Raw genomic sequence first — 23,077 nt, forward strand, 5'->3', positions numbered from 1 at the left:
TTTTGAATTATTGCCCCAATCTCAATGACATCAAAAAAGAGAAAGTTTGACTGAAGAGTTAAATTAATTTCTGCTCGATTTGAAATAAGGAGCGGTGATATTAAAATAATGTGTAGGCAAGCCGGAATAAAATGCAGCCATTTTTTCGCAGATGATGTTTGAATTATATTTAAGTATTTCTGAAGATAAAAATAAAACAGGGGGCCATAAACAAAAATAATAAAGTCCCCAAATATCAATAATTTAAAAGTAAGGATAGTTAATTTTTCAAGATATACCACTCTGCCAATTAAAGTTAATGTTACTAGAAATATAATCAGTCTTAATGAATTGTTGGAACTATTGACCTTTTGTTTTTTTAAGGATAAAGAAAGTAGGATTACTATTCCTTGTAAAACACCAAATAAAATTAAGAATGAAAACCAGTTAATATTTGCCATAAACTTATATTACGTGATAAAAATATTTTATTATATCATGATTGTGTAAATAGTAATATTTAGTTTTTAATCTGTAGCTGTTAGAAATATTGATGGGATTTCGGTAAACACTTCTATTCATTTTTTATTTGATACTTTATAACCTCAAAAAGATGGTCAAAATCACTTTTATCATTATATAAATGCGGTGCTACTCGGATTGAGCTACCACGCACACTTACGCTTATTTTTTCACATTTTAATTTTTGGATTAGATTATTCGGGACACCTGAACTGAACCGTAACCCCATAAGATGCCCTGCCCTTTTCGGGATTGGAGTAACTGAGAGTCCAAGTTTGGTCGCCTCTTCCTCGGCATAACTTGTAAATTTTGAAAGTGTCGAATAAATATTTTCCACACCCCAGTCCAAAATCTGCTCCAAAGCATTTATGGCCATTGGCACCAAGGCAAAATTGCTTTTCTCACCAACATCAAATCTGGAAGCTCCCTCTTGAAGTTCATCCGTATAATTAACAAGGCCGCTAAAATCTTCGCTGCCTTTGCGGCTCATCCAACCAAACTCCAAAGGTTTGCCTGTATGATATTTTGGATCGACATACATGTAAGTTATGCTGTATGGCCCAAGCAACCATTTGTAAGCAGCGCTTATCAGGAAGTCAGGTTTTATTTTTTGAACATCAAAAGGACACGCGCCAACAGATTGTGTAGCATCAACAACGAGAGCAGCGTTTACTTCATCACATCGGTGACGGACTTGAACTAAATCAATAAAACTGCCATCTGTCCAATGGGCTTGCGGCAAAGCGACGACATCAGTTTTATTATTTATAGTAGAAATGATAACTGAGGTCCAATCTTTATCAACCGGTCGTTCAATTGTAATAAGTTGTGCCTCTGTTCTTTTTACCACTTCAATCCAAGAGTAAATATTTGATGGGAATTGTTCAGCCAAAACAACTATGTTTGCACCTTTGTTTATCTGAATATTTTTAACGGCTGTTTCTATCCCATAACTAACAGATGGGATCAGGGCAATTGAATTCTTATCAGCATTTACTATTTTTGCATATAATGATTTCAACTTTTCCGGTGGTTCATAAAAATCTGGCATAGTGATATCCCATGGATGCTCTTTTTTTGTTATACTAATTTTTCCGACTTCACTGACACTTTTTAATTGCGGGCCCATATAAGCGCAGTTTAAGTAGGTCACATCATCAGGTATGTTAAAAAGCCTTTTTTGGTTGGAAATCATTTTACTCCTGGATTATTTTTAATTGATATCCGCAGCCTGGACATTCTTTATTTATAAGATTATTTTCTGTTATTGCATGCCAATCTCGTTTGATAAGAAGTTCATCACAATTAGGGCAATAGGTGTTGCTGCCATCACCTAAAACATTACCGGTATAAACATGGAGAAGGCCACAATCTTGTGCAACAGCCCTGGCTTTTTCCAAAGTTTTTATCGGCGTCCGGTCAAGATGGGTCATTTTGAAATCTGGGTGAAAAGCACTAAAATGAATCGGGATTTCGTTGCCAAGATTATCGAGAATCCATTTGCACATGTCACTGATTTCCTGCATATCATCATTTTGAGTTGGAATAACTAGGTTGGTAATTTCAATCCAGATACCAAGATTTTTTAATTCTTTAATAGCGTCTAATACGGGCTGTAAATGTGACAAAGTTATTTTATGATAGAATTCTTCTGTGAAGGCTTTTAAGTCAATATTAGCTGCATCCATATTTTCATACACTTCAGGAATAACTTCAAGCGCAATATAACCTGCCGTAACCATTACATTTTTAAGATTATTTTGCCGAGCCAATTTTGCAATATCCATTGCATATTCAGCCCAAATGGTTGGATCATTATATGTGTAAGCGATACTGGAACAATTATTTCGAATAGCGCTTTGAACCGCTGTTTCCGGCATAAACTCCCCTGCTCTGTCCTGATCATATTTTGCTTTGGAGATATCCCAGTTTTGGCAAAACTTACAGCCCAAATTACATCCAGCCGTTCCAATAGATAAAATATCCGTTCCGGGAAGAAAATGAAAAAGTGGTTTCTTTTCGATGGGATCGATATGAACGGCGTAAGGTTTTCCATAAGCCAGGTTATAAAGTTTGCCACCGATGTTTTTACGGATAAAACAAAACCCGGTTTGCCCTTCCCCAATCTTGCAATCACGCGGACAAAGATAACAATGGACTTTATTATTCGGTATTTCTTTAAAGAATTGTGCCAATTTCATAATTACAGATTATACAAAAAAAAGAGTAGAAAGGGCTAATGAAATAAATCAAACAGAATTTATGTTAAGCGAAATAATTATAGCCCTGCCTGATATATTATCATTATTTTATTTATTAAATTACCTCATTTTCCTGAAAGGATTTTACAGTGACGCAAAAACGTATTGAATCAATCGACCTGTTACGAGGTGTGGTAATGGTTATTATGGTACTGGATCATGCGCGGGTATTTTTAAATTACGGTATGTTTTTCTCTGAACCAACAAACATGGAAACGACAACTTCAATTCTCTTTTTTACCCGCTGGATTACCCACTTCTGTGCCCCAGTTTTTGTTTTCCTGGCCGGGACTTCTGCATTTTTATATGGTTCAAAAAAAGAAAGTAAAAAGGATGTCTCTTTATTCTTGTTTACTCGTGGGCTTTGGTTAATTTTGCTGGAAGTAACTTTAATGAACTTCGGTTGGTTTTTTGACATTGGTTTTTCGCTAACTGTTTTCCAGGTAATTTTTGCTATTGGTTTTAGTATGGTGTGTTTAGCCGGTTTTATCTATCTACCCAACAAAATTCTATTAGTGCTTGGTATCATTCTTGTTGCCGGACATAATTTTCTCGATCCGGTTACATTTAACGGCTCCGGCGTAAAAGATATCCTGTGGTATTTATTACATCAACAAAATTATGTGAATTCTTCCGGAGGCGTGTTTTATTTTTATTACCCGGTTATTCCATGGGTTGGATTAATGATATTGGGTTATTTATTTGGCGGATTTTATGTAAAAGGATATGACCAGGCGAAACGAAAAAAAGCGCTTCTATGGATAGGGGTTTCTTCAATTGCTTTATTTATTCTGCTTCGGGCAATTAATATTTACGGTGATCTTGTTCCCTGGAGTGAGCAAAAAGACAGCCTGTTTACATTAATGTCATTTTTTAATACTACGAAATATCCACCATCATTATTGTTTTTATTGATGACTATTGGCCCTTCATTGCTTTTTCTATATTTCACAGAAAATATTAAAAACAAAATCACAGATGCCCTTGTTGTTTTTGGCCGGGTACCTTTGTTCTTTTATGTGGTTCATATTTACCTGATACACCTTTTGGCACTTCTTGGCGCCGCTTTTAGTGGTTTGCTGTGGACAAACCTTGCTATAACAGCCGAAGGTTTTTTTGCAGGAACTTTGGCAAGTTATGGGTTTAATCTAGTGGTTGTTTACATTTCCTGGATTGTTGTTGTTTTATTTCTATTTCCATTTTGTTCAAAATATAATCAGTATAAAACTAACAACAGAAGCAAGTGGTGGCTTAGCTATTTATAATTTTTACTAATTTCATCTAATCATGAAAAGTAACGTAAAGGAAAATAAATGCTAAAATTCTTTAGAAATATCCGCAAACAACTGGCTGCAAAAAACAAGGTGACAAAATACCTTTGGTACGCTATTGGCGAGATCCTGTTGGTGGTGATTGGAATTTTAGTTGCTTTACAAGTTAATAATTGGAATGAAAATCAGAAAGCCAAGGTAAAAGAAACAAAAGTGCTTAATCAATTGGTGGATGGCCTTACTTTAGACAGAGATAAGTTGGAGAAGGAGCTTAAAAAGCTAAAAAAGGTTCAATATTCTATCAAAGAGCTGGAGAAAGTATTAGATGATCCTGATAATCCATATAACGCAGAATTAGACACCCTTTTTGGAATGGTTTATGGAATGAGAAACATAACATTGAATAAAGCTTTTTACGAAGATCTCAAAACATCAGGGATTCATTTAATAAAAAATGAAAAGATCCGGAGAAAAATTGTACACCTTTTTGAAAATAACTATGCCCAGGTGTTCACCTTGAAAAATTTTGAAATTCATGTCAATGATGTGATAAGACCTTACTATCTAAATAATTTTCAAAAAATTGAGTTTTCAGTTTCAGCACAGCCTATAGACTATAACAAAATCTGGAATGATCCCTATTACAAGAATATTGTTAACTATAGATATAAAACCTTAGAAATTAATCACATTGCTTTTTTTACCAAAACGATAAAAGCGATCAATTCATTATTTGAAGAGATTGAGCCATATCTAAAAGAAAGAAATCAATAATTATTTTATAAGGTATCAAAAATATGCTAAGATTCTTCAGAAATATCCGCAAACAACAAGCCACTGAAAATAAAGTGGTCAAATATCTGCGCTACGCTATTGGTGAAATCCTACTGGTAGTAATTGGGATTTTGATTGCACTGCAGATTAACAATTGGAATCAAGAACAAATTCGAAGAACAAAAGAAATTGAGATTCTTAAGGCATTTGATAAACAACTTAAGGATGACCTTAAAGAATTTGAAGAAAGCCTTGCAATGCATAAAAATTCAAAGTCATCTATGAATATTATTCTAAACCATTTACAAAATGATTTGCCAAATAATGACTCACTAAAGTATCACTTCTTTGCAACTACCAATGTTTGGTTAACATCCGGGCTTAACAATGGAGTATTTGAAACTTTAAAATCCATTGGCCTGGATTTAATCTCTAATCAGGAACTAAGGAATGACATTGTGATTTTTTATGACGACTCGGATGAGTGGATAGTAAGTTTTGAAACGAAATATGCAGACATTGTTTTTGATGCAAGCAAAAATATATTAAATACCCGATTTCGTGATTTTTGGAATGGAGACTATACGGTTGTTGATAATGACTTTTCAGGAGAAATGGTTCCCATTAATTATGAAAAATTAAAGCATGACCAGGAATATTTATATTTTGTTCGCACCCTTAGAAATGAAATGGGTTGGCTTATTGAAAGGCCAATAAAAGATGCACAGAGGAAGACAATAAATTTGCTTAAAAAGATTAAAACAGAACTTAAAATACTTGAAAAACCAGAATAAAATGAAAGAAATCAATGATAAGATTCTTTAGAAATATCCGTAGACAGCTTGCCGCGGAAAATAAAGTGGCCAAATACCTTCGTTATGCCCTTGGTGAAATCTTGCTGGTAGTTATTGGAATTTTAATTGCCTTGCAGATTAACAACTGGAATGAGCAGCGAAAGATTAACAAAGCTGAACAAACAATACTAAATGATTTAAAAATAGAAATCGCTTCAAATATTAAATCTCTTAAAGCATTAACCACTGAGCATCGTAATTCTCTGGATAGTGCACAAAAATTAAGACAACTATTTAATGACAAATCGCAATTGACCAAGATTTCAAACAATACGATTATGAATTATGTCTGGGCTTTAAAAGGCAAAAATTATTATATGGAAAAAGGAATTCTTAATTCTATCCTATCTTCAGGTCAAATAAATGCAATACAAAATAAAAAGCTTAAATATCTTTTAGCCTCATTGATAGATGTTACTGAAGAAAAAATGGCCGTTACGAATTATGTTAGAAATATGGGAAATGAGATTTTGCTAAAATCGGTTTATCCCAAAGCTATAGCGCTAAATATGAGTGAAGGTAAGGGAAAAAATGATGCCCGAAATCTCTTCAATGTCCCTGAATTTTGGTTGGTAGTCAGAGGGACATTTATTGAGAACCGGCAGATAGCTCTAAAAAATGAAGAGGAACTGAAGAGGATATATGAACAGGTTTTAAATTTGATAAAAGGTGAAAATATATAAAAATAATGATGGTTAATTAATATGCTAAAATTCTTTAGAAATATCCGTAGACAACTTGCCACGGAAAATAAAGTGGCTAAGTACCTGCGTTATGCCATTGGGGAAATTCTTTTAGTAGTAATTGGGATTTTGATTGCACTGCAGATTAACAATTGGAATGAGAGTAGAAAAGATCGCATAAAAGAAAACTCTATCCTTAATCAATTGCTGATAGAGTTTAAAAGTAATCTTGATCAATTGGATAATAAAATTTTTATCCGGGAAGAAATCGTGAAATCTGCTTCTAATATTTTGCAATATATTGATTCGCCTAAAAAAAATAAAGATAGTACTGATTTTCATATAGCCGTGACAATTGGTTATGCAACGTTTGATCCGATCGTAAATGATTTGGCCAAATCTGGAAACTTGCGATTAATAAAAAGTGATAGTTTAAAGCAACTATTGTCCTTTTGGACAAGCGAAGTAGTTCAGATAACTGAGTCGGAAGAAACATGGAAAAAATATAGAGATGAAGTATATCTTCCTTTTCTAATTGAGCATTACCAACTAAGAACGGGAAGAAACAAACTGATAAAAAGTAATTATTTAAAAAAGTTTCAGATTGACAAAAAAGCTGTAAGCCCTTTATTTAAATCAGGTATCGGTAATACAAAGCATAATGAGGATTTTACCAGGCTCCTGCTGCATCCTGATTATGAAGATCATCTTGTTAGATGCATCATCACAAATAACATAGCAAATGTCCAATCAGTTATTTTAAGAAAACGAATTGTTGAAATTTTAGATTTATTAGATATAGAGATAAAAGAAAATGAATAATGTTAAAATTCTTTTGAAGTATACTCGCCGGTAGCAAAGCGTAAACTTCTTTATTAGAAAATAATATTGACTATTTGATTTTCGTATATTTAATATCCCGTTGCCGTTTTTCTTTAAAATAGCTGGAATGCATTGAGTCTGATGCAGGGATTGTACAATCAGGACATGATGTGCAACCGGCATCTTCTGTGGAGGAAAATTGTTTGTATAATGAGCGGATTGAGAAACCAACCGCAAGTAAAACAAAAATAAATGTCGCTATTTCCTGAAACATAATTTATCGCTTTCTTACTTCTTACTTTTTTTTCTCACTTAAAAACCAAGTATCAAGCCACCCTGGTAAACAACCAGTGAAGCAAAGTATGCCAATCCGGTCATATAGCCAATCATAATAAGCGGCCAGCGCCAACTGTTTGTTTCACGTTTTACAATGGCCACCGTTGCCATACATTGGCAGGCCAGAACAAAAAAGACCATAAGAGAAATTGCCATTAAAGATGAATACAACGGCTCTCCGGTTTCCGGATCTGTATCATTTTGCAATGCTGTTTTCAGATTAACCGAAGATTCATCACTACCTTCCACATTATAAATCGTGGCCAAAGTACTAACCATAACTTCACGAGCTGCAAAAGAAGTTAGCAGTCCGATGCCTATTTTCCAGTCGAAGCCTAGTGGTTTTATGGCCGGCTCAATAAATTTCCCTATTTGCCCGACGTAACTTTGCTCAATCTGGTTCACCCCATTTGCTGCATCGATTTCATCAGCTTTTGGGTAGGAAGCAAGAAACCATAAAACAATCGACATGGCAAGGATAATTTTTCCGGCATCCTGAACAAAAATCTTGGCGCGTTCATACATTTGCAAAGTTGTCCAACGCAATGATGGCCTGCGATATGGAGGTAATTCCATTACAAAGGACGAGGAAGTTGGCATACTTTTCCGTATAAAATTTTGAAAAATAAAAGCAACAACAACAGCAGCTACAATCCCGAGTGTGTACATAGCCAGCAACGTAATAGCAGCATAAGAAATAAATCCGAAAACTGTACCTTGTGGAATAAATGCTCCAATCATTAAAACATAAACCGGCAGCCTTGCACTACAACTCATAAATGGCGCAATCATAATCGTAACCATCCTGTCACGCCAACTATGGATTGTACGCGTAGCCATAATGCCGGGAATAGCGCAAGCAAATGATGAAAGCAAAGGAATAACAGAACGCCCGGAAAGCCCGATAACACGCATAACCCGATCGAGCATAAAAGCTACTCGGGCCATATATCCCGTATCTTCCAGGATTGATAAAAAGAAAAAGAGAAACAGTATTTGTGGCAGAAAAACAAGTATAGCGCCAACACCTGCAATAGCGCCATCAACAATCATACTTTGCAAAACACCAGCCGGTAAAATTGCCGTAATCTGGTTACCAATCCAAACAATCCCGGCATCAATCGCATCCATTGGGACTTCTGCCCAGGTAAAAATAGTTTGAAAAATAAGAGCAAAAATTATTAAAAATATTGGAGGGCCTGCAAAACGGTTTGTCAAAACTTTATCAAGTTTATCACTCTGAGAATAGTCTTTAGGTTTTGTTGACAAAACATGTTGTTTGACAATTCCATCAATCCATTTGTAGCGAAGTTTCGTTTCAAGCATGCTCCAATGAAAACCTTTTTCGGTTATAGAATGTCTCGCTTCTTTTACTGCATTTTCAAGATTTTCTTTATTCGATTGGTTGTTCGGTTCATTTGTCCAACTCTGAACGGCAAGATCGCTGGATAAAAATCGCAGCGCCTGTGCTTTATGAAAATCCGGATTTCTGTCAACTTCTCCATTTAGGATTTTTTCGATTGGTTTTAGCGAACTGTCAATTTCTTCTGAGATTGGAATTTTTTTTATAGTAGCCTTATTACCACCAGATAAAGTTTTAAAAATCGCCTTTTTAAGAAAATCAATACCGCGTTTTTTATTGGCAACGATAGGAATTATGGGAATACCAAATTCTTTTTTTAGAGCTTCAACATCTATTTGCAATCCATTTTGATCAGCTACATCCATCATATTCATGGCTGCTATTACAGGAATTCCCAGATCAAGGATCTGCGAAAGCAGGTAAAAATTTCGGCTTAGGTTACCGGCATCCAAAACAACAACAATAAGTTTTAAATCAATTGATGGGTCAGCTCCACACATTATTTCCGCAGCAATCTTGTCATCAATTGATTTTGGGATAAGGCTATATAAACCAGGCAGGTCAAAGATATTTAATTTATAGCCCGGCCCTTCCAGGACGCCTGTTTTTCTTTCTACAGTTACCCCGGCGTAATTGCCAACTTTTTGACGCATTCCTGTAAGCAGGTTAAAAATAGACGTTTTACCAGTGTTCGGATTACCAACAAGGGCAATGTCTTTAATAACTTTTTCCTGAGAAATTGTGCTAATGGGGTTTGTTTCTAATTGAGCCATTAATCAATTCTACTCTTTCTCAACTAAAATTGACTGGGCTTTAGAGCGGGCAATGGATAAATGATATCCGCGTAAATCTACTTCGATGGGATCTCCTAATGGTGCACTTTTCACGAAACGAACCGGTGTTCCTTCCATAATTCCAAGTTCCATTAAATACCCAATATCAGCAGAACCGTTTTGTACTTCACTGATTATTGCATTATCACCGGGTTTTAAATCATTTAAGGTTAACATCTCTTAAATCACTCACTTTACATTTGCTAGGCATAGTTAACATACATGATGCTAATTTAATACTTCAAATCGAATAAATCTACTCTAGGCTAAGTTTTATTAAATATATTTTCGGACTTAACAGGATTATATTGAATATTGGAGCTTAAAGTGGAAAAAAGGAGTTTTATAGAGCTGCCGAGATCTAAATTTATTTCAGGAGCAATACTCTCTCTACAAATTTCTGCACCAGAATATTCGATTCTGGTGTCTCTTGAGCAGATGAAAGGATTTCATCCAAATGAGTGTCATCATCTGTGTACTTTTTTTTGTAGATTGTAAGGCGATCCACCATAGTTTTTTTATCAACTTCGGGATGAAACTGAAATGCCCAAAATGGTTTTCCTTTTACACGAAAAATATGGCTGCAATTTTCAGTGTAACCAAGCAACTCACAACCATCCGGTTCTTTTAAAGCCAATTGCTGATGGACTGTAATCGCAAGGAAATTATTTGGAGTATCAAAAAGAAGAGGATCGTTTTGTGCTGCTTCAGATAGAGAAATTAGAAGGCATCCCATCTCAAAATCTTTTTCCTTATGGATAATTTCCCCGCCAAGGGCCTGAACGGCCAATTGAAAACCAAAACAACTGGCAAAAACCGGAATACCATTTTTTAAACAATGGCGCAGTAATTCCCTGCACTTTTCTAAAAAAGGATTTTCATCCGGCTTCAAAACATTTGCACTACTGGCACCCCCAACAAACAAAGCATCATAACCTTCAACTTCAGTTATTTTAAAGTCGGGTCTGTCAAAAACATTTAAAATATCAATCTGATTTTTATGAAGTGTGCTGTATTCCGCAAAGCTATTATGTTCTTCAATTTTGACCCGCTCATCATGGCGGATTTGCAAAAGAAGTATTTTAAGATCGGATTTATTTTTTTTCATTTGGAAAATTAATCTGGAAAAATGTGAAACGGAGCTTACAAAAAATGCAGTTTATAAATCAAGGAAAGTTAACAATCAAATTAACTAATGTATCAAAATCATTTTGCCGGTTTTTTTAAATTTACCAGCAACGTTCAGGTTAAAAAGATAAACGCCGCTTGCCAATCCGGTGGCATCAAAGGTGACCGAATATTGCCCTGCTTTCTGTTCCCGGTTTATCAAAGCTACTATTTTACGGCCATTCATGTCATAAACATCCAGGATAATATGATTGGCCTTTTTCAATTCAAAAGAAATAGTCGTGATTGGATTAAATGGATTAGGATAGTTTTGAAACAACTGAAAATCAGGAGAATTTGAGAGATTGTTTTTATCCTTTGTTGAGGTTATCAAAGAATCAAGCTGTGTGGTTACGCTTTTTTTGCGGTTTGCAATAAACGATTTGAGGCCAGGTACTAAACCAACTTTTTCTTCCAAATTTTGGACAATCTGTTCATTTGAATACATTTTCAGAGTATCAGCAAAATAGTCATTCTTTATAAAATTGAACAACGAATCGATTTTGGGAAACAGAATTTGTTCGTCAAATCCGTTTTGCAAATAACTTTGTAATTCTTCTATATAGGATTTTTTATAAGGCTCTTCCAGAAGCACTCTGTTTAGCAATGGACGTTGGTTTTCATTATAAAAAATATCTAAAGTATCTCGGTCACCTCTTGAGCCAAAAGCAAGATTGACATCCCAGATGATCCATTCAAACAGATTAGATTTCTCATTATTATACAGATAAAAATTATTAGCAGATCCCAGGTAAGAATCGAGATTTACAAAAAGGTTATTGGCAGCCCAAATTTTAATAAAGCCGGAGATATTTAAAACTTCTTCTATTTTTGATCTAAAATCCTGGTTGGGTGAATTGTTTACCTGATCAATCAGATTGACAAGATCACTCCAGTCATTTTATGTTTCATTTGTTTTTAGGGCATAGTGTTCATAATAATTCTGCTGATCTTCACCTTTCCAGTCTAATTCTGCCGATCTTTCTGCTTTAAACAAGTTGCCATCATTATTATCATAACGCGTATTTAGAAAAGTTTTGTCCACATGTTCTACCAGGGAATACAATCCCCAATAAACACCATTTAGATAAACCCTCGCGAAATTTGCCCTTGGTGCAGAGACGTTATTTTCGTACAAAAAGTCCAGATATAATTTTTCTCTGAGCAGTGATGGATCGCTCCATCCATTATTGAGATTAATTTTTTTTAATCCGTCAAATCGATGGCTTTTTTTGAATTTATTAAACTTAATACGCAAGGATTTTTTATGGCCAGGATAAGCATGGAAAGATGAAAAACCTTTAAAGCGCACTCCAACCGAATCATACAAAACACCTTTAATTTCTACATTTGCAGGAATATATTCTTCATTCTCATGACTTTGATAAAGAGAATCAAGAAAGTTTTCCTGGTTAAAATAAAAGTGGAAATCAAGAATCTGATTTCCACTAAAAACACTACCACCCGGATTTTGAGCGTTTAATTCTCCTAATATTAATATCAATGATATCAAAAATAGATTTAATATTCTATGCACATTTCCTTCCAACTTCCCAAAGCAAAGATTATGATTTTTCCACGAAGACCAGCAAAATGCTGAGAATTATTTTAGTTTCCATTGTAATTCCTAAGCGTTCTCTGCGAACTCCGCGGTAAATTAATTCACCTATTGTTATCGTATTAAAATCATTTTGCGGGTTAAAACAGATTTACCATTTATAATCATTCTGTAAATATAAGTGCCACTTGCAACCTGATTTCCTGAATAGTTGAGACCTTCCCATTTTAAAATATACGCGCCGGAATTTTGTCTGCCATCAACCAGGGTTTTTACTTTTTGGCCCATCATATTGTAGATAGATAAGTTAATATTTGTATGTTTAACCAGTTTATATTCTATAGTTGTTACGGGATTAAAAGGATTGGGGTAGTTCTGTTTTAACATATAGCTCTCGGGTGATTTTGATAAATTGTCATCAATATCTGTTGGAAGACCTGTTATTACTACATCTCCCCAAAGTTGCCCTTGGTTGTCATTTAGGGAAAGGTCCTGAGTAATGATGACACCATCGCCAAGATCTTCAATTTCATCAAAGCGCCAATAGCCAGCCAAACCACTATCAGCTGTAGAATAATATGCAGCATTCAAAGTATCATTGTAAGTTGATTGAAGTTGCGATTCACTACGGGCAAGGTTCCAAACCCGAACTTCATCAATCACACCCTGAAAACGCTGAGTATTGCTCGCTTGCCGCCCTCCAATCCAGAAATGGCGCCATTCTTCATAGTAGCTTCTAACTGATCCACTCCCGGCATATTTATGAAAAAGTACGCCATTGAAATATGTTTTTATATATTCCCCATCATACACCAAAGCAATATGCAACCACTGATTTTCAGGAGCGTTGTAATGTGTGCTCCTCCAACTCCAATCCGGGGAAGTATTGGAAATTGCCCAACGTATTGTACCATCTTTTGCACGAAACAGCTCGTATTCGCCTTCTTTGTTTATAATCATTCCGCCCCATGTATCATCAATGCCCGGGCCTGTTGGATAAATCCAGGCTTCAATAGTAAATTTATTTGTCATTCTTAATGCAGGTGGATCTCCAACGGAGATATACCCTGAGTTGTCGCTCGGATTTACATGCAAGGCATTTCCTAATTCCTGTAATCCGTTCTTTACTGGGACAGCTTCATAATCAAAAACCAGTTGTATTGAGTCCGTTGCAACGCCGTTATAATCATAATAATCCCAGCTTTGCAGATTGCGTCTTGTTACATCCAGCTTTTTTCTGGAATTATTAATTATAGTTGTGGCATCTGAATGCAAGGTGAAATCGACTGTTGTTGCAAAATGAAAAGGTGTTCCAGTTAGATCAATATGGGTAGCCCCGCTATCAGTTTCCGGATAAGCCCATTGAACGCGTCCAACCTGAGCTGAGTTTTCGATCCAACCCGGTATAGTTGTGCCAACAATTATTTCACTTTCATTAAAAGTTTTGTCATTAATATCAACATTAAGTGTAGAAGGGTTTATTCGTATTTTATTAAAATTGAACCTGTAAAATTCATCATAAGCAACATAATCCGAATACACATTTCCCGAAGTATTTTCTATGGAAAGATATTCTCGCGGCTCTGTTAATTCAGCATGTGTTTCAGGATCAAAAAAGATACAATACAGCAACATAGGTTTGTCTTCATCGCCATTTTGATAAATCCAATATTCCGCGCCTGGATCAGGCAAAAATGAGCTGAACTCTTTTACATCTTTGGCATTTGCATAAATCGCAGGAAGCAAAATTGTTGTAGATATTTTATCACCACGTGCATTCTCAACCGTAACTGTTCCCGGCCCATCAGGAATACTTTCTAATTCAACTTCATTTGTATAAAAAGAATTTTCACCCTGTTTAAGGATAAATGTTTTAGTTTCCCCATTTACCGGCACTTCTGCCGTTACGGAAAGAATTGGAAAATTATTTGGTAAAGCACTAATTAAAACGTGCTTATAATCCGCGCTATAGCTGGCAAGGCTAACTGCCGGTTTAGGATCATCACCCGGACTCATCATTACCAGTTTAGTATTTTTGTACATTCTCAAACCCAGCATATTTCCCGGACGGCCAGCTGTTTCCCATTCATTAATTACTTCCGGTGACGGTGAGGATAAATACCAATCATCGGGGTATTTTCTACCTTCAATTGTAGTACCGTCATTCGTTTTTTCAACATCAAAAATAAGAGATGCAATATCTTCAAAATCAAATTCAGGATCCCAGTACGATGTTCCGGCAAAAACCTGGTAGCGGCGATTGGTTCCATTGCCCATTTCAGCTCTCACATCTACGGAAACAGGATCAATTTCACTCTCAAAGCTGGCCCAATCAATGTCAGAGTTCCAATCCTGGTCATTAGGATTCCAACGAACAACCTTTGCGCTTACCTGGATTACTTCCAAAGACAAAGGAGTCCCCATTTGGATGGCGCGTAATTCATCCAGAGTTAGTATTATATCATTGTTGCTTTCATCCTTTTCTACCACTATAGTCCCCGTTTTGGGAAAGCGGCTGTCTGAAGTTCCCGGAGGTGTTAAGATATTGGCAACCTGGCTTGGAATAAATGTGGCAATTGTTTTTTTACCAAGGCTCAAATTAATTGTAGGGGTTACTTCTAGTGCTGTAGCACCGCCCATATTTTCCATATAAATTCGTAATTTAAGCTTTGCTGCCTGATCTGGTTGAGTCGTCCGCGTATTGCTCCAGTTACTTCCAAAACTACTTGTTGAACTCTGTGTATTTGTCCATGTATGCGAATAAGAAGCGGTCACTTCAACACTTGCCATTTTAAATGGATTTAATTCTGCGCCAACCGTCACTGATGCGCTGACAGTGTTTGAGTTTGAGGTTTCGTTTGTAAATGAGCTGCTCTCTTCACCACCTTTTGTGTCGGTAATTGTTGCCAGAGGAATTACATCGTAATCAGTTAATTTTATGACAATTACAGGCCGTGCCGCAACAAGAGGATGATTTTCCGGTGGCGAAATTGCAGCTGGCATATTTATCCCGGAGACTTCCATATAATCACTATACGGATCACCATCTGTGCTCCATTTTAAAGGATCGGTAATATAGTATTTCTTAGTGCTATCACCGTCCCATGGCTGCAGGCCATCCAGAATTGAATAAGTATAGCCGCTAATTTCAAGGGCGTTTTCAATTGTGTCACCATCATCATCAGCACCTGCAACCAAATTTGTGAATGAGCCATCGGCAGCTTTTAAAACTATCATTTCACCTGGTTCATATCCCTGATCGGATTTCGAAAACCCAGCTGAAACTAAAACAAGGATTGAAAGAAAATAAAAAAAGCTTAAATGCTTTCTTACTGCTGATAAAAAAAATATTCCGTTCATACTTCCTCCTGATTTCTAAAAAAATATCATGATCTAAAAACATTCAAAATTTCTTACATCAGGATAACGCACAAAAAAAAGGGAAAAGTGATAATTTAATTATTTTTAAAGATTGGAATAAGATTCTATTTTGTAATGTTTACCGCATGGTAGGTATTAGCAAATCTTAGTTTCTTTATTGTAAAAAATCATCTCAAAGTCTATTTTGGAAAACTATCAGTAGAAAATGCAAAGGAGGTTTCCATGGAAAACAGGACCACAAATATCTTCTTTTTAAAAGGATATGAATATCGTCTTGATGAGAAAATTGATATCCCAACTATATTTACCGGATACGATGCAGAAATCAAAACCGATGACAAAATATTTGCCCAAATATTTAAGGATGGGCAACTGGTCGTTTTCCCGGACTATGCATGGGATGGAATGACAGGATGGTTTGAAAGTACAGACACCATTATTCCAAGCTTGGTTCATGATGTTTTATACCAGTTTATAGCCGAAGACGGTTCTGAAATTCCCAAAAAAAAATATGTAAAAATTGCAGATAAGTTTTTTATGAAGCTTTTGAAGGCAAATAAGGTCCCGTTTCTAAACAGGTTTCTAATCAGGCAGGGAATTCGTTTTGGAAACGCACGAACACAATTCAAACATGAAAAAACGCCAATAAAATATGTAGCATAATCATAACACCATTTTTATATTTTCATGCTGTTTGAGATCATTAAAAATTTTATTTCGGATATCTTCGTTTTCTACTACCAATGATACACTCACGCTTACATAAGTACCTTTGCTGCTCATATTGGATTTTTTTGATGTATACTTTTTTTCCGACAAAATACTTTTAATGGCATTCTCAACATTTTTATAATTACTTCCAATTACTTTATAATCCCAGGTACAAGGGTATTCGATTTTTGCGTCTTCTATCTTTTTATTCATTTTATCCTTTTTGATTTAATTAATGGCTTTCAGCTTTCTCAAAAAATTCACCAATTTGCGGGATGCCACTATTCAAAGCTTTCTCCAAAGGTCCTTCGAACAAAACCCTGCCTTTTTCAAGATAAATAATTCTGTCAGCCAATCTTTTTATGCTTGAAACTTCGTGGGTTACTAAAATTATGGTGATGCCAATTTGTAGTTTTAATTTTAAGAACAGCTCATCCAAACCGGCAAGAGTCACAGGATCAAGACCAGCGGATGGCTCATCACAAAACAGCAGTGGTGGATCCATGGAAATAGCCCGTGCCAGTGCCGCTCTTTTTAACATTCCGCCGGAAAGCTGTTCCGGTGATAAATCGATTGCGTGTGCTAAGTTTACAAGATTTAATTTTACTTTTACCAAATCTTTAATCAATTGTGTGCTTAGTCTCGTGTGTTGCTCCAGTGCAATAGAAATATTTTCTTCCACAGACAATGAATTTAGCAATGCACCATTTTGAAACAAAACACCCATGTTTAACTGGAATTTTGAAAACTCCTCTTCTTGCATTAAGTCAGTCCGTTCGCCTAAAATAGAAACCTCTCCCTGCTGCACAGGATAAAGGCCGACAAGGTGCTTCATTAAAGTTGTTTTACCACAACCACTTGTGCCAAGAATTACAGTTATTTCATTTTCATAAGCAGAAAATGAAATATCCTTCAGGACACGGTTTTTGCCAAAGGTTGCGGCCAGGTTATCTACACGAATTATTTCTTTTAGCATGGTTTCTTTTATCACAAAATCGAGCTAATTTTCTTTAATTATAATAAAATCCTAATTTGAATCCCCAATAAGCGCTATTTAATTCCAAAAAATGATTTTTATAGAAATGATCAAAATCTATTTCACGCATAATTTCTAAAAAGATTGGATTTTTCATAGAATTATTAAAAACTATTTTTAAACCAAATAAATAGCCAAAATTAAAACTTGTCAAATCATCTATATTAAATCCTTTATCGTCAATTAAAAAGTTTGAGGAAAGGCCTAAAAATGGTTGAAATTCTGTTACTTCGATTACAAATTTTGTACTTAGGGAACTGCTTAATTTTATATAATCTAACTTATAATCCAGACCAATATACTCACCAGTTCCAAAAGGCTGGTCAGGAGTTGTTACAGCCAATCTATCTGATGCGCCCTTTTGGACAAAACCCAAATCGAATTCCATTGCTAAATGACTGTACAAATTTGTAACAAAAAAAATATCGAAACTTGGGCCAAGACGGGTATCATTGAATAGATTTAAACTTGTGTGATCAGATTCATTATTAATTGAAGAGTTTACAAATCCAAGCTTAACACCATATGTGTTTTTCCCTTGCGAATAAGTTATCGTACAAGTCAGGATTAAAATCACTAAAACTTTAAACATTATGAGTTTCCTATTTTCTCAAGATTCGATTACATTTTAAAGTTCAATTTTCAAATTTCTAACACTAATAAAACAACAATCCCATGATGGCGTCAGCTAAAATCACTAAAAATATTGAAGTCACCACTGCCTTTGTCGTAAACTTGCCAACACCTACAGCTCCACCTTCCACATGTAAGCCAAAAAAAGTACCGGTTTGCACAATTATCCCTGCAAAGACAAGACTTTTAATAATTCCGGTGATAATATCTCGTAATAAAAGAGAATCGGCCATGCGGTGAAAAAAGGAAAAGAACGAAATATCCAGGTATAAAAAGGCAACAATCATCCCACCAAAAATACCGAAAATATCAGCCAGCAGTGTAAGAAAAGGAAGTGTTAAAATGCTCGCCTGCATTTTAGGAACAACGAGGTAACGCACTGGATTTAACCCCAGTGTATTAAGAGCGTCAATCTCCTCTGCCACTTTCATACTGGCCAGCTCTGATGCAATCGCCGAGCCACTTCTCCCGGCAATCATAACAGCCGTCAACAGAGGCCCCATCTCTGCCGTCATAAAAATGACTACCAAATCTACAAGAAAAATGTTTGCCCCAAATTGTCTAAGCTGTGCAGCAGATTGCAATGCCAGAACAAGTCCAATTAGAAATGCCATTAAAGCAATCAACGGCAAAGCATTAACCCCAATATTTAAGGCCTGGTTTACAACCTCGCCCTTTCGTTGTTCCCGACGATTAAAAAATCCAAGAACCGTCCAATATGCCAAATCGGCCATCAGGTAAATATAATCGCCAACCACATTGCTGCGGAAATCGTAAGTCTTGCGGCCTATTCTCTCAAAAAGGCCGGTGCGTTCAATTTCTTCGCGGGTGAGCTCTTTGGGTACTGAGAACGTATCAATAATATTTTGGATTTTTTCGCTGGCGCCACTAACAATAATATTAATATTTTTTTTAGGAAGCTGCTTGGGGATGTGACCAAGAAAAACCGCGCCGGCACTATCCATTTTTGTAACTTCACTCAAATCTATCCGCAGTTCATTTTCGGAATAATTGCGAATTTTTTTGATCAACTTAGCGCTAATACGGTTTACTTCGTTAAGTGTAAGCTGGCTGCTAAAGATTAGCGTGCCCTCTTCAAAGTGATAATTTTCTAATATTTTATCAGGATTTTTTTTTAACATATTTAAGGTTCGTATTAAATACTTTACTAAAGATCTTCTCCCAGTGCTTCTAAATCGGATAAATCTTTTTTGCGGCCTGTGCAGCGTTTGTTTATTATTAGATGTTGTCGATCGATATATTTTACAGGGACATCGCCATACATGCCTTCAATTTTTTTTGAAAATATTTCTCTGGTTTCAACACCAGTTATAGATGTGATAATATCAATTCGAATCGGTGGGACGCCTAATTGAATAACCCTATCGGGTGATTGAAAATCTTCTGCACTTAATCCAAGCGAACCAAAACCAAATTCTGCAAGCACAGAAATTATTTTATTAGAATTCTCTTTGTCGGGTTTAACTAATAAATCAATATCACCAGTATATCTCGGAGCCCCGTGGAATGCTAAGGCATATCCCCCAACAATAACATATTCAACTTTGTGGGCGTTGAATAACTTTAGCAATTCTTTGAAGTCTGGCTGAACTTCCATGATTTTGTCTCCTTAAGTATTCAACCGCATTAATCCTTTCCTGGTGACTTTTATTTAGCCAAAAAGACAGATCTCTTTTTTGCTGTTGAGAATCATTCAAATCGTGAATTTCAACTACCTTTTTTATCATATTATCCTCAGACATTTTTCATTTATGCAGGTTTTCATTTACAAGATAAATGCGGATTTTATTTGAAAAACGCTCCAGGTTGCTTTTAAGAATGTTACTCATAGCAAATGCAAGATAGTTTAGATCCCATTCTTCCAAAGCCCTGGTTTTATCAAAGCTATGTTCAACAACCACCTGTTTTTTTGAACGGTCAAATAATTCCAGTTTTATGTTAATATGTGCCATCAGTGAATCTTCGCCCTCAACACCTTCCAGTTGATTAATCTGTGCACTCAACTGATAACGCGGGGCAACACTCCAGATTCTGTCAGAAATCCGGGCAAACAAAGCATCAGAATTAAGCTTTTTCTGGATAAGCCGGCCAATATTTAAATCGGGACTTTCAGCCCACTGATGATACCTGTAATAACTTAGTTCATGGCTTCTTTTGCGTAGTGCAATCCTGTGCTGCGAATAAACTTCTGTTACCTGAACCGGCAATATTTCACACACATCGCGTGAGACGCTTTCAACTTTTTTATTGTCAAAGCTGGTAACCGCAAAATCCAAAACATAGTATTTTGGAGTAGTAACTGTTTTTGTACAAGCCATAAAAAAAACCGCTACGAGGATTAAGAGAAAATATTTTTTCATTAGCATCTCTTTAGTTATTAATATTCAATCATCAATCTTTCAATTATCAATCGTTAGTCCAACTCATCATCGGGTATTTCATCAACCTCTGCTCCACGAATTAAAACCGATGGATCTTCATTTACCAGTCTTGACGCTTCATTCAAATGGTCTAAAGCAGATTTTAGTTTTTGCAAACTTGCCAGAAAATCCCTGCTGCCACGTTCCATATCGCGATCCATTGAAATGAGTAGTTTATTGGTCCGCTCAACAACCTCATCCAACCGTACAATTGTTTCACCAAGATTGGCTTTTGTTAAATTTACAGAGACATCATGCACATTTGCTAAAATCAAATCCAGCGTATCCGATTCAGTCAATTTCTGAATTTTGGTCGAAGCAATCTGGAGAGACTGGCTAATCGTATCCATGCGGGCCATAACGTACTTTGTGGACTCAAGCCCATCTCTTAAATTCAACCGGTTTTCCTCAACCATGGCATTAATATTATCCATCGCAAGAGTAGAGCTTTCCGCCAGTTTAATAATTTTTTCCAGTTTTTCAGGCTGTGTAAATTCAATCAGATTATTAACAACCCGTTCAATTTTATTGGCAATTACTTCTGCCTTACCGGTTATATCTTCTGTTATTGAACCCCCGGCCTGAATATATTTACCAACTTGCAGCAATTTTGCCTCGTTACTTCCACCGCGGATTTCAATCATTTTTAAACCGGTAATACCAATCGCTTCTATATTAGCACGAGCGTCTCTTTTTATCGGTGTACCGGGTTTTACCGCCACAGTTACAACAACGTTGTAAACATCTTCCGGGTCAAAATCAATACTTTTAATTGTTCCTATATTTATACCAAGATATTTTACCGGGCTGCCTACTTCCAAACCACTTACAGATATATCGCGATATGAAATATAATAGATGTCTTTATCCTGAAAAAATTGCTTGCTTCCAACGATAAAAAGCAAAACAAGAAGGGCAAAACTACTGATAACAATAAAAATTCCTAAACGGATTTTTTGGGAACGGGATGGCATAAAAGTTACCGGGTGTGGTTGATTTGAAGATTAATATAATAAAAGAAGTAAATTGATGAAAATGAAGAATTGGATGACTGCTAAATCAAAAATTGAAAGAGCGTTGGTTTATCATTAAGATACTCATATACAAAACCATTATGTTCCATCCGCGTGATTAAAGGAACAAATTCATCTTTCGAGGTTATCTCGATACCAACAACAACAGGGCCTTTTTCTCTACTTGTTTTTTTAGAATATTCAAAATAGGCAATGTCATCGTCGGGACCCAGAACGTTATTAACAAACTGTTTTAGAGCACCAGCTCTTTGCGGAAAACGGATGATAAAATAATGTTTCAATCCTTCATAAAGCAAAGATCGTTCTTTAATTTCTTCTGTACGTGTGATATCGTTATTGCTGCCAGAGAGAAGGCAGACCACATTTTTGCCTGCAATTTCTTCCCGAAATTGGTTCAAGGCAGTAATAGACATCGCCCCTGCTGGTTCAACGACAATCGCATCCTCATTGTACAGGCTGAGAATAGTTGTGCAGATTGCCCCTTCATCCACGGTTATAATTTTATCCAGAACATTTTTGCAAATTTCAAATGTTTTGTCACCAGCCTGATGAACTGCCGCCCCATCAACAAAATTGTCAATATCGGGTAAGATTGTAACCTGCTCATTTTCAAAGGCAGCAGTCATAGATGGTGCTCCGGCCGGTTCAACGCCAATGATTTTTGTATCCGGACTTAACTCCTTAAAAACAGTCCCAACACCTGCTGCAAGGCCACCTCCACCAATAGGAAGAAAGAGATAATCAATTTTACTCTTTGCCTGATTTAATATTTCCAATGCAATCGTGCCCTGACCTTCAATTACTTTTTTATCATCAAAAGGATGGATAAACGGCGCATTATTTTTTTCAGCAAAAGTTACAGATTCTTTATAAGCCTCATCAAAACTATCGCCTGTTAGTTTGATGGTTATATACTCGCGGCCAAACATTTTTACTTGTTTTATTTTTTGCTGGGGCGTGGTTACAGGCATGAATATTGTGCCTTGGATTTCAGCTTTCCGGCACGAATAAGCCACACCCTGGGCATGGTTTCCTGCACTGGCACAGACAATACCATTTTTAAGTTTATCTGCCTCAAAGCTGTTAATTTTATTATATGCCCCACGGATTTTGTATGACCGGACAATTTGAAGGTCTTCACGTTTCAACAAAATTTTACTATTAAATCGCTCGGACAGATTCAGGTTTCTTGTCAATGGAGTATGATTTACAACATCCTTTAAAACCAACGCAGCTTTCCTAATTTCCGAAAGAGCCGGTGAATATTGTTTTTCTTTTTTAGCAATTACTACGTTGTTGTTCATTTTTACCTTACCGACAGGATTTTATTAGATGATTTTGTTATTCTGAGCGAAATGTTTATGAAACGAAGAATCCAATTGATTTCGTGGTGGAATTCTTCACTTCGTCCCGAGTTC

23 protein-coding genes are annotated in these 23,077 nt (G+C 36.0%); 6 read left to right on the plus strand and 17 right to left on the minus strand.

Annotation, left to right across the window (positions count from 1 at the left end; translation table 11 throughout):
• Positions 1 to 553: 553 nt before the first annotated feature.
• Positions 554 to 1,696, minus strand: a complete 1,143-nt coding sequence (locus HND50_04495) for an aminotransferase class V-fold PLP-dependent enzyme (GenBank protein ID NOG44463.1) — start codon at positions 1,694 to 1,696, stop codon at positions 554 to 556.
• Between the two features lies 1 nt (position 1,697).
• Positions 1,698 to 2,702: an AmmeMemoRadiSam system radical SAM enzyme gene (gene amrS / locus HND50_04500; GenBank protein NOG44464.1), complete on the minus strand. Its 1,005-nt coding sequence runs from the start codon at positions 2,700 to 2,702 to the stop codon at positions 1,698 to 1,700.
• Between the two features lie 197 nt (positions 2,703 to 2,899).
• Between amrS and HND50_04505 the strand changes: the two genes are divergently transcribed.
• The 5 genes from HND50_04505 (at position 2,900) to HND50_04525 (ending at position 7,166) form a co-directional block, all read left to right on the plus strand.
• Complete coding sequence (locus HND50_04505) at positions 2,900 to 4,027, plus strand: DUF1624 domain-containing protein (GenBank protein ID NOG44465.1); 1,128 nt, start codon at positions 2,900 to 2,902, stop codon at positions 4,025 to 4,027.
• A 48-nt stretch (positions 4,028 to 4,075) separates the two neighbouring features.
• A complete protein-coding gene (locus HND50_04510; protein NOG44466.1) occupies positions 4,076 to 4,807 on the plus strand; it encodes a hypothetical protein in 732 nt (243 codons plus the stop codon).
• 23 nt (positions 4,808 to 4,830) lie between these two features.
• Positions 4,831 to 5,601, plus strand: a complete 771-nt coding sequence (locus HND50_04515; protein NOG44467.1) for a hypothetical protein — start codon at positions 4,831 to 4,833, stop codon at positions 5,599 to 5,601.
• Positions 5,602 to 5,666: 65 nt separating this feature from the next.
• Positions 5,667 to 6,344 carry a hypothetical protein gene (locus HND50_04520; protein ID NOG44468.1) on the plus strand — a complete coding sequence of 226 codons (678 nt, stop codon included), beginning with the start codon at positions 5,667 to 5,669 and terminating at the stop codon, positions 6,342 to 6,344.
• A 72-nt stretch (positions 6,345 to 6,416) separates the two neighbouring features.
• Positions 6,417 to 7,166: a hypothetical protein gene (locus tag HND50_04525; protein NOG44469.1), complete on the plus strand. Its 750-nt coding sequence runs from the start codon at positions 6,417 to 6,419 to the stop codon at positions 7,164 to 7,166.
• A gap of 70 nt (positions 7,167 to 7,236) precedes the next feature.
• Here HND50_04525 and HND50_04530 read toward each other — a convergent pair whose 3' ends face one another.
• From HND50_04530 to HND50_04560, 7 genes are all read right to left on the minus strand, one after another.
• Positions 7,237 to 7,440, minus strand: coding sequence for a hypothetical protein (locus tag HND50_04530; GenBank protein NOG44470.1), 204 nt, complete (start codon positions 7,438 to 7,440; stop codon positions 7,237 to 7,239).
• Positions 7,441 to 7,478: 38 nt separating this feature from the next.
• On the minus strand, positions 7,479 to 9,638 hold the full coding sequence (gene feoB, locus HND50_04535) for a ferrous iron transport protein B (GenBank protein ID NOG44471.1): 2,160 nt from the start codon (positions 9,636 to 9,638) through the stop codon (positions 7,479 to 7,481).
• A gap of 9 nt (positions 9,639 to 9,647) precedes the next feature.
• Positions 9,648 to 9,875: a ferrous iron transport protein A gene (locus HND50_04540; GenBank protein NOG44472.1), complete on the minus strand. Its 228-nt coding sequence runs from the start codon at positions 9,873 to 9,875 to the stop codon at positions 9,648 to 9,650.
• A gap of 190 nt (positions 9,876 to 10,065) precedes the next feature.
• On the minus strand, positions 10,066 to 10,806 hold the full coding sequence (locus HND50_04545; protein NOG44473.1) for a type 1 glutamine amidotransferase: 741 nt from the start codon (positions 10,804 to 10,806) through the stop codon (positions 10,066 to 10,068).
• A gap of 84 nt (positions 10,807 to 10,890) precedes the next feature.
• Positions 10,891 to 11,472 carry a T9SS type A sorting domain-containing protein gene (locus HND50_04550; GenBank protein ID NOG44474.1) on the minus strand — a complete coding sequence of 194 codons (582 nt, stop codon included), beginning with the start codon at positions 11,470 to 11,472 and terminating at the stop codon, positions 10,891 to 10,893.
• A gap of 294 nt (positions 11,473 to 11,766) precedes the next feature.
• Positions 11,767 to 12,402, minus strand: coding sequence for a hypothetical protein (locus HND50_04555; protein NOG44475.1), 636 nt, complete (start codon positions 12,400 to 12,402; stop codon positions 11,767 to 11,769).
• Positions 12,403 to 12,537: 135 nt separating this feature from the next.
• The gene (locus HND50_04560; protein ID NOG44476.1) at positions 12,538 to 15,783 is read right to left on the minus strand and encodes a T9SS type A sorting domain-containing protein; all 3,246 of its coding nucleotides are present in this window, start codon (positions 15,781 to 15,783) and stop codon (positions 12,538 to 12,540) included.
• A gap of 243 nt (positions 15,784 to 16,026) precedes the next feature.
• Between HND50_04560 and HND50_04565 the strand changes: the two genes are divergently transcribed.
• A complete protein-coding gene (locus tag HND50_04565; protein NOG44477.1) occupies positions 16,027 to 16,467 on the plus strand; it encodes a hypothetical protein in 441 nt (146 codons plus the stop codon).
• On the opposite strand, the gene HND50_04570 is transcribed toward HND50_04565, so the two are convergent.
• From HND50_04570 to ilvA, 8 genes are all read right to left on the minus strand, one after another.
• Positions 16,468 to 16,728, minus strand: a complete 261-nt coding sequence (locus HND50_04570; protein ID NOG44478.1) for a DUF493 domain-containing protein — start codon at positions 16,726 to 16,728, stop codon at positions 16,468 to 16,470.
• 19 nt (positions 16,729 to 16,747) lie between these two features.
• Entirely contained in the window at positions 16,748 to 17,491 is a 744-nt protein-coding gene (locus HND50_04575) for an ATP-binding cassette domain-containing protein (GenBank protein ID NOG44479.1), read from the minus strand.
• Positions 17,492 to 17,525: 34 nt separating this feature from the next.
• Positions 17,526 to 18,143 (minus strand): hypothetical protein, encoded by a 618-nt coding sequence (locus HND50_04580; protein NOG44480.1) that lies wholly within the window; start codon positions 18,141 to 18,143, stop codon positions 17,526 to 17,528.
• Positions 18,144 to 18,207: 64 nt separating this feature from the next.
• Positions 18,208 to 19,326: an MlaE family lipid ABC transporter permease subunit gene (locus HND50_04585; GenBank protein ID NOG44481.1), complete on the minus strand. Its 1,119-nt coding sequence runs from the start codon at positions 19,324 to 19,326 to the stop codon at positions 18,208 to 18,210.
• Between the two features lie 26 nt (positions 19,327 to 19,352).
• Positions 19,353 to 19,802, minus strand: a complete 450-nt coding sequence (locus HND50_04590; GenBank protein NOG44482.1) for a hypothetical protein — start codon at positions 19,800 to 19,802, stop codon at positions 19,353 to 19,355.
• 148 nt (positions 19,803 to 19,950) lie between these two features.
• Positions 19,951 to 20,565 carry a hypothetical protein gene (locus tag HND50_04595; protein ID NOG44483.1) on the minus strand — a complete coding sequence of 205 codons (615 nt, stop codon included), beginning with the start codon at positions 20,563 to 20,565 and terminating at the stop codon, positions 19,951 to 19,953.
• A 53-nt stretch (positions 20,566 to 20,618) separates the two neighbouring features.
• Positions 20,619 to 21,599, minus strand: a complete 981-nt coding sequence (locus tag HND50_04600; protein NOG44484.1) for an MCE family protein — start codon at positions 21,597 to 21,599, stop codon at positions 20,619 to 20,621.
• A gap of 80 nt (positions 21,600 to 21,679) precedes the next feature.
• Positions 21,680 to 22,963, minus strand: a complete 1,284-nt coding sequence (ilvA, locus tag HND50_04605) for a threonine ammonia-lyase IlvA (protein NOG44485.1) — start codon at positions 22,961 to 22,963, stop codon at positions 21,680 to 21,682.
• Positions 22,964 to 23,077: the final 114 nt, after the last annotated feature.

It is taken from the genome of Calditrichota bacterium (assembly GCA_013112635.1).
In the GTDB taxonomy this organism is placed as follows: Bacteria; Calditrichota; Calditrichia; order Calditrichales; family J004; genus JABFGF01.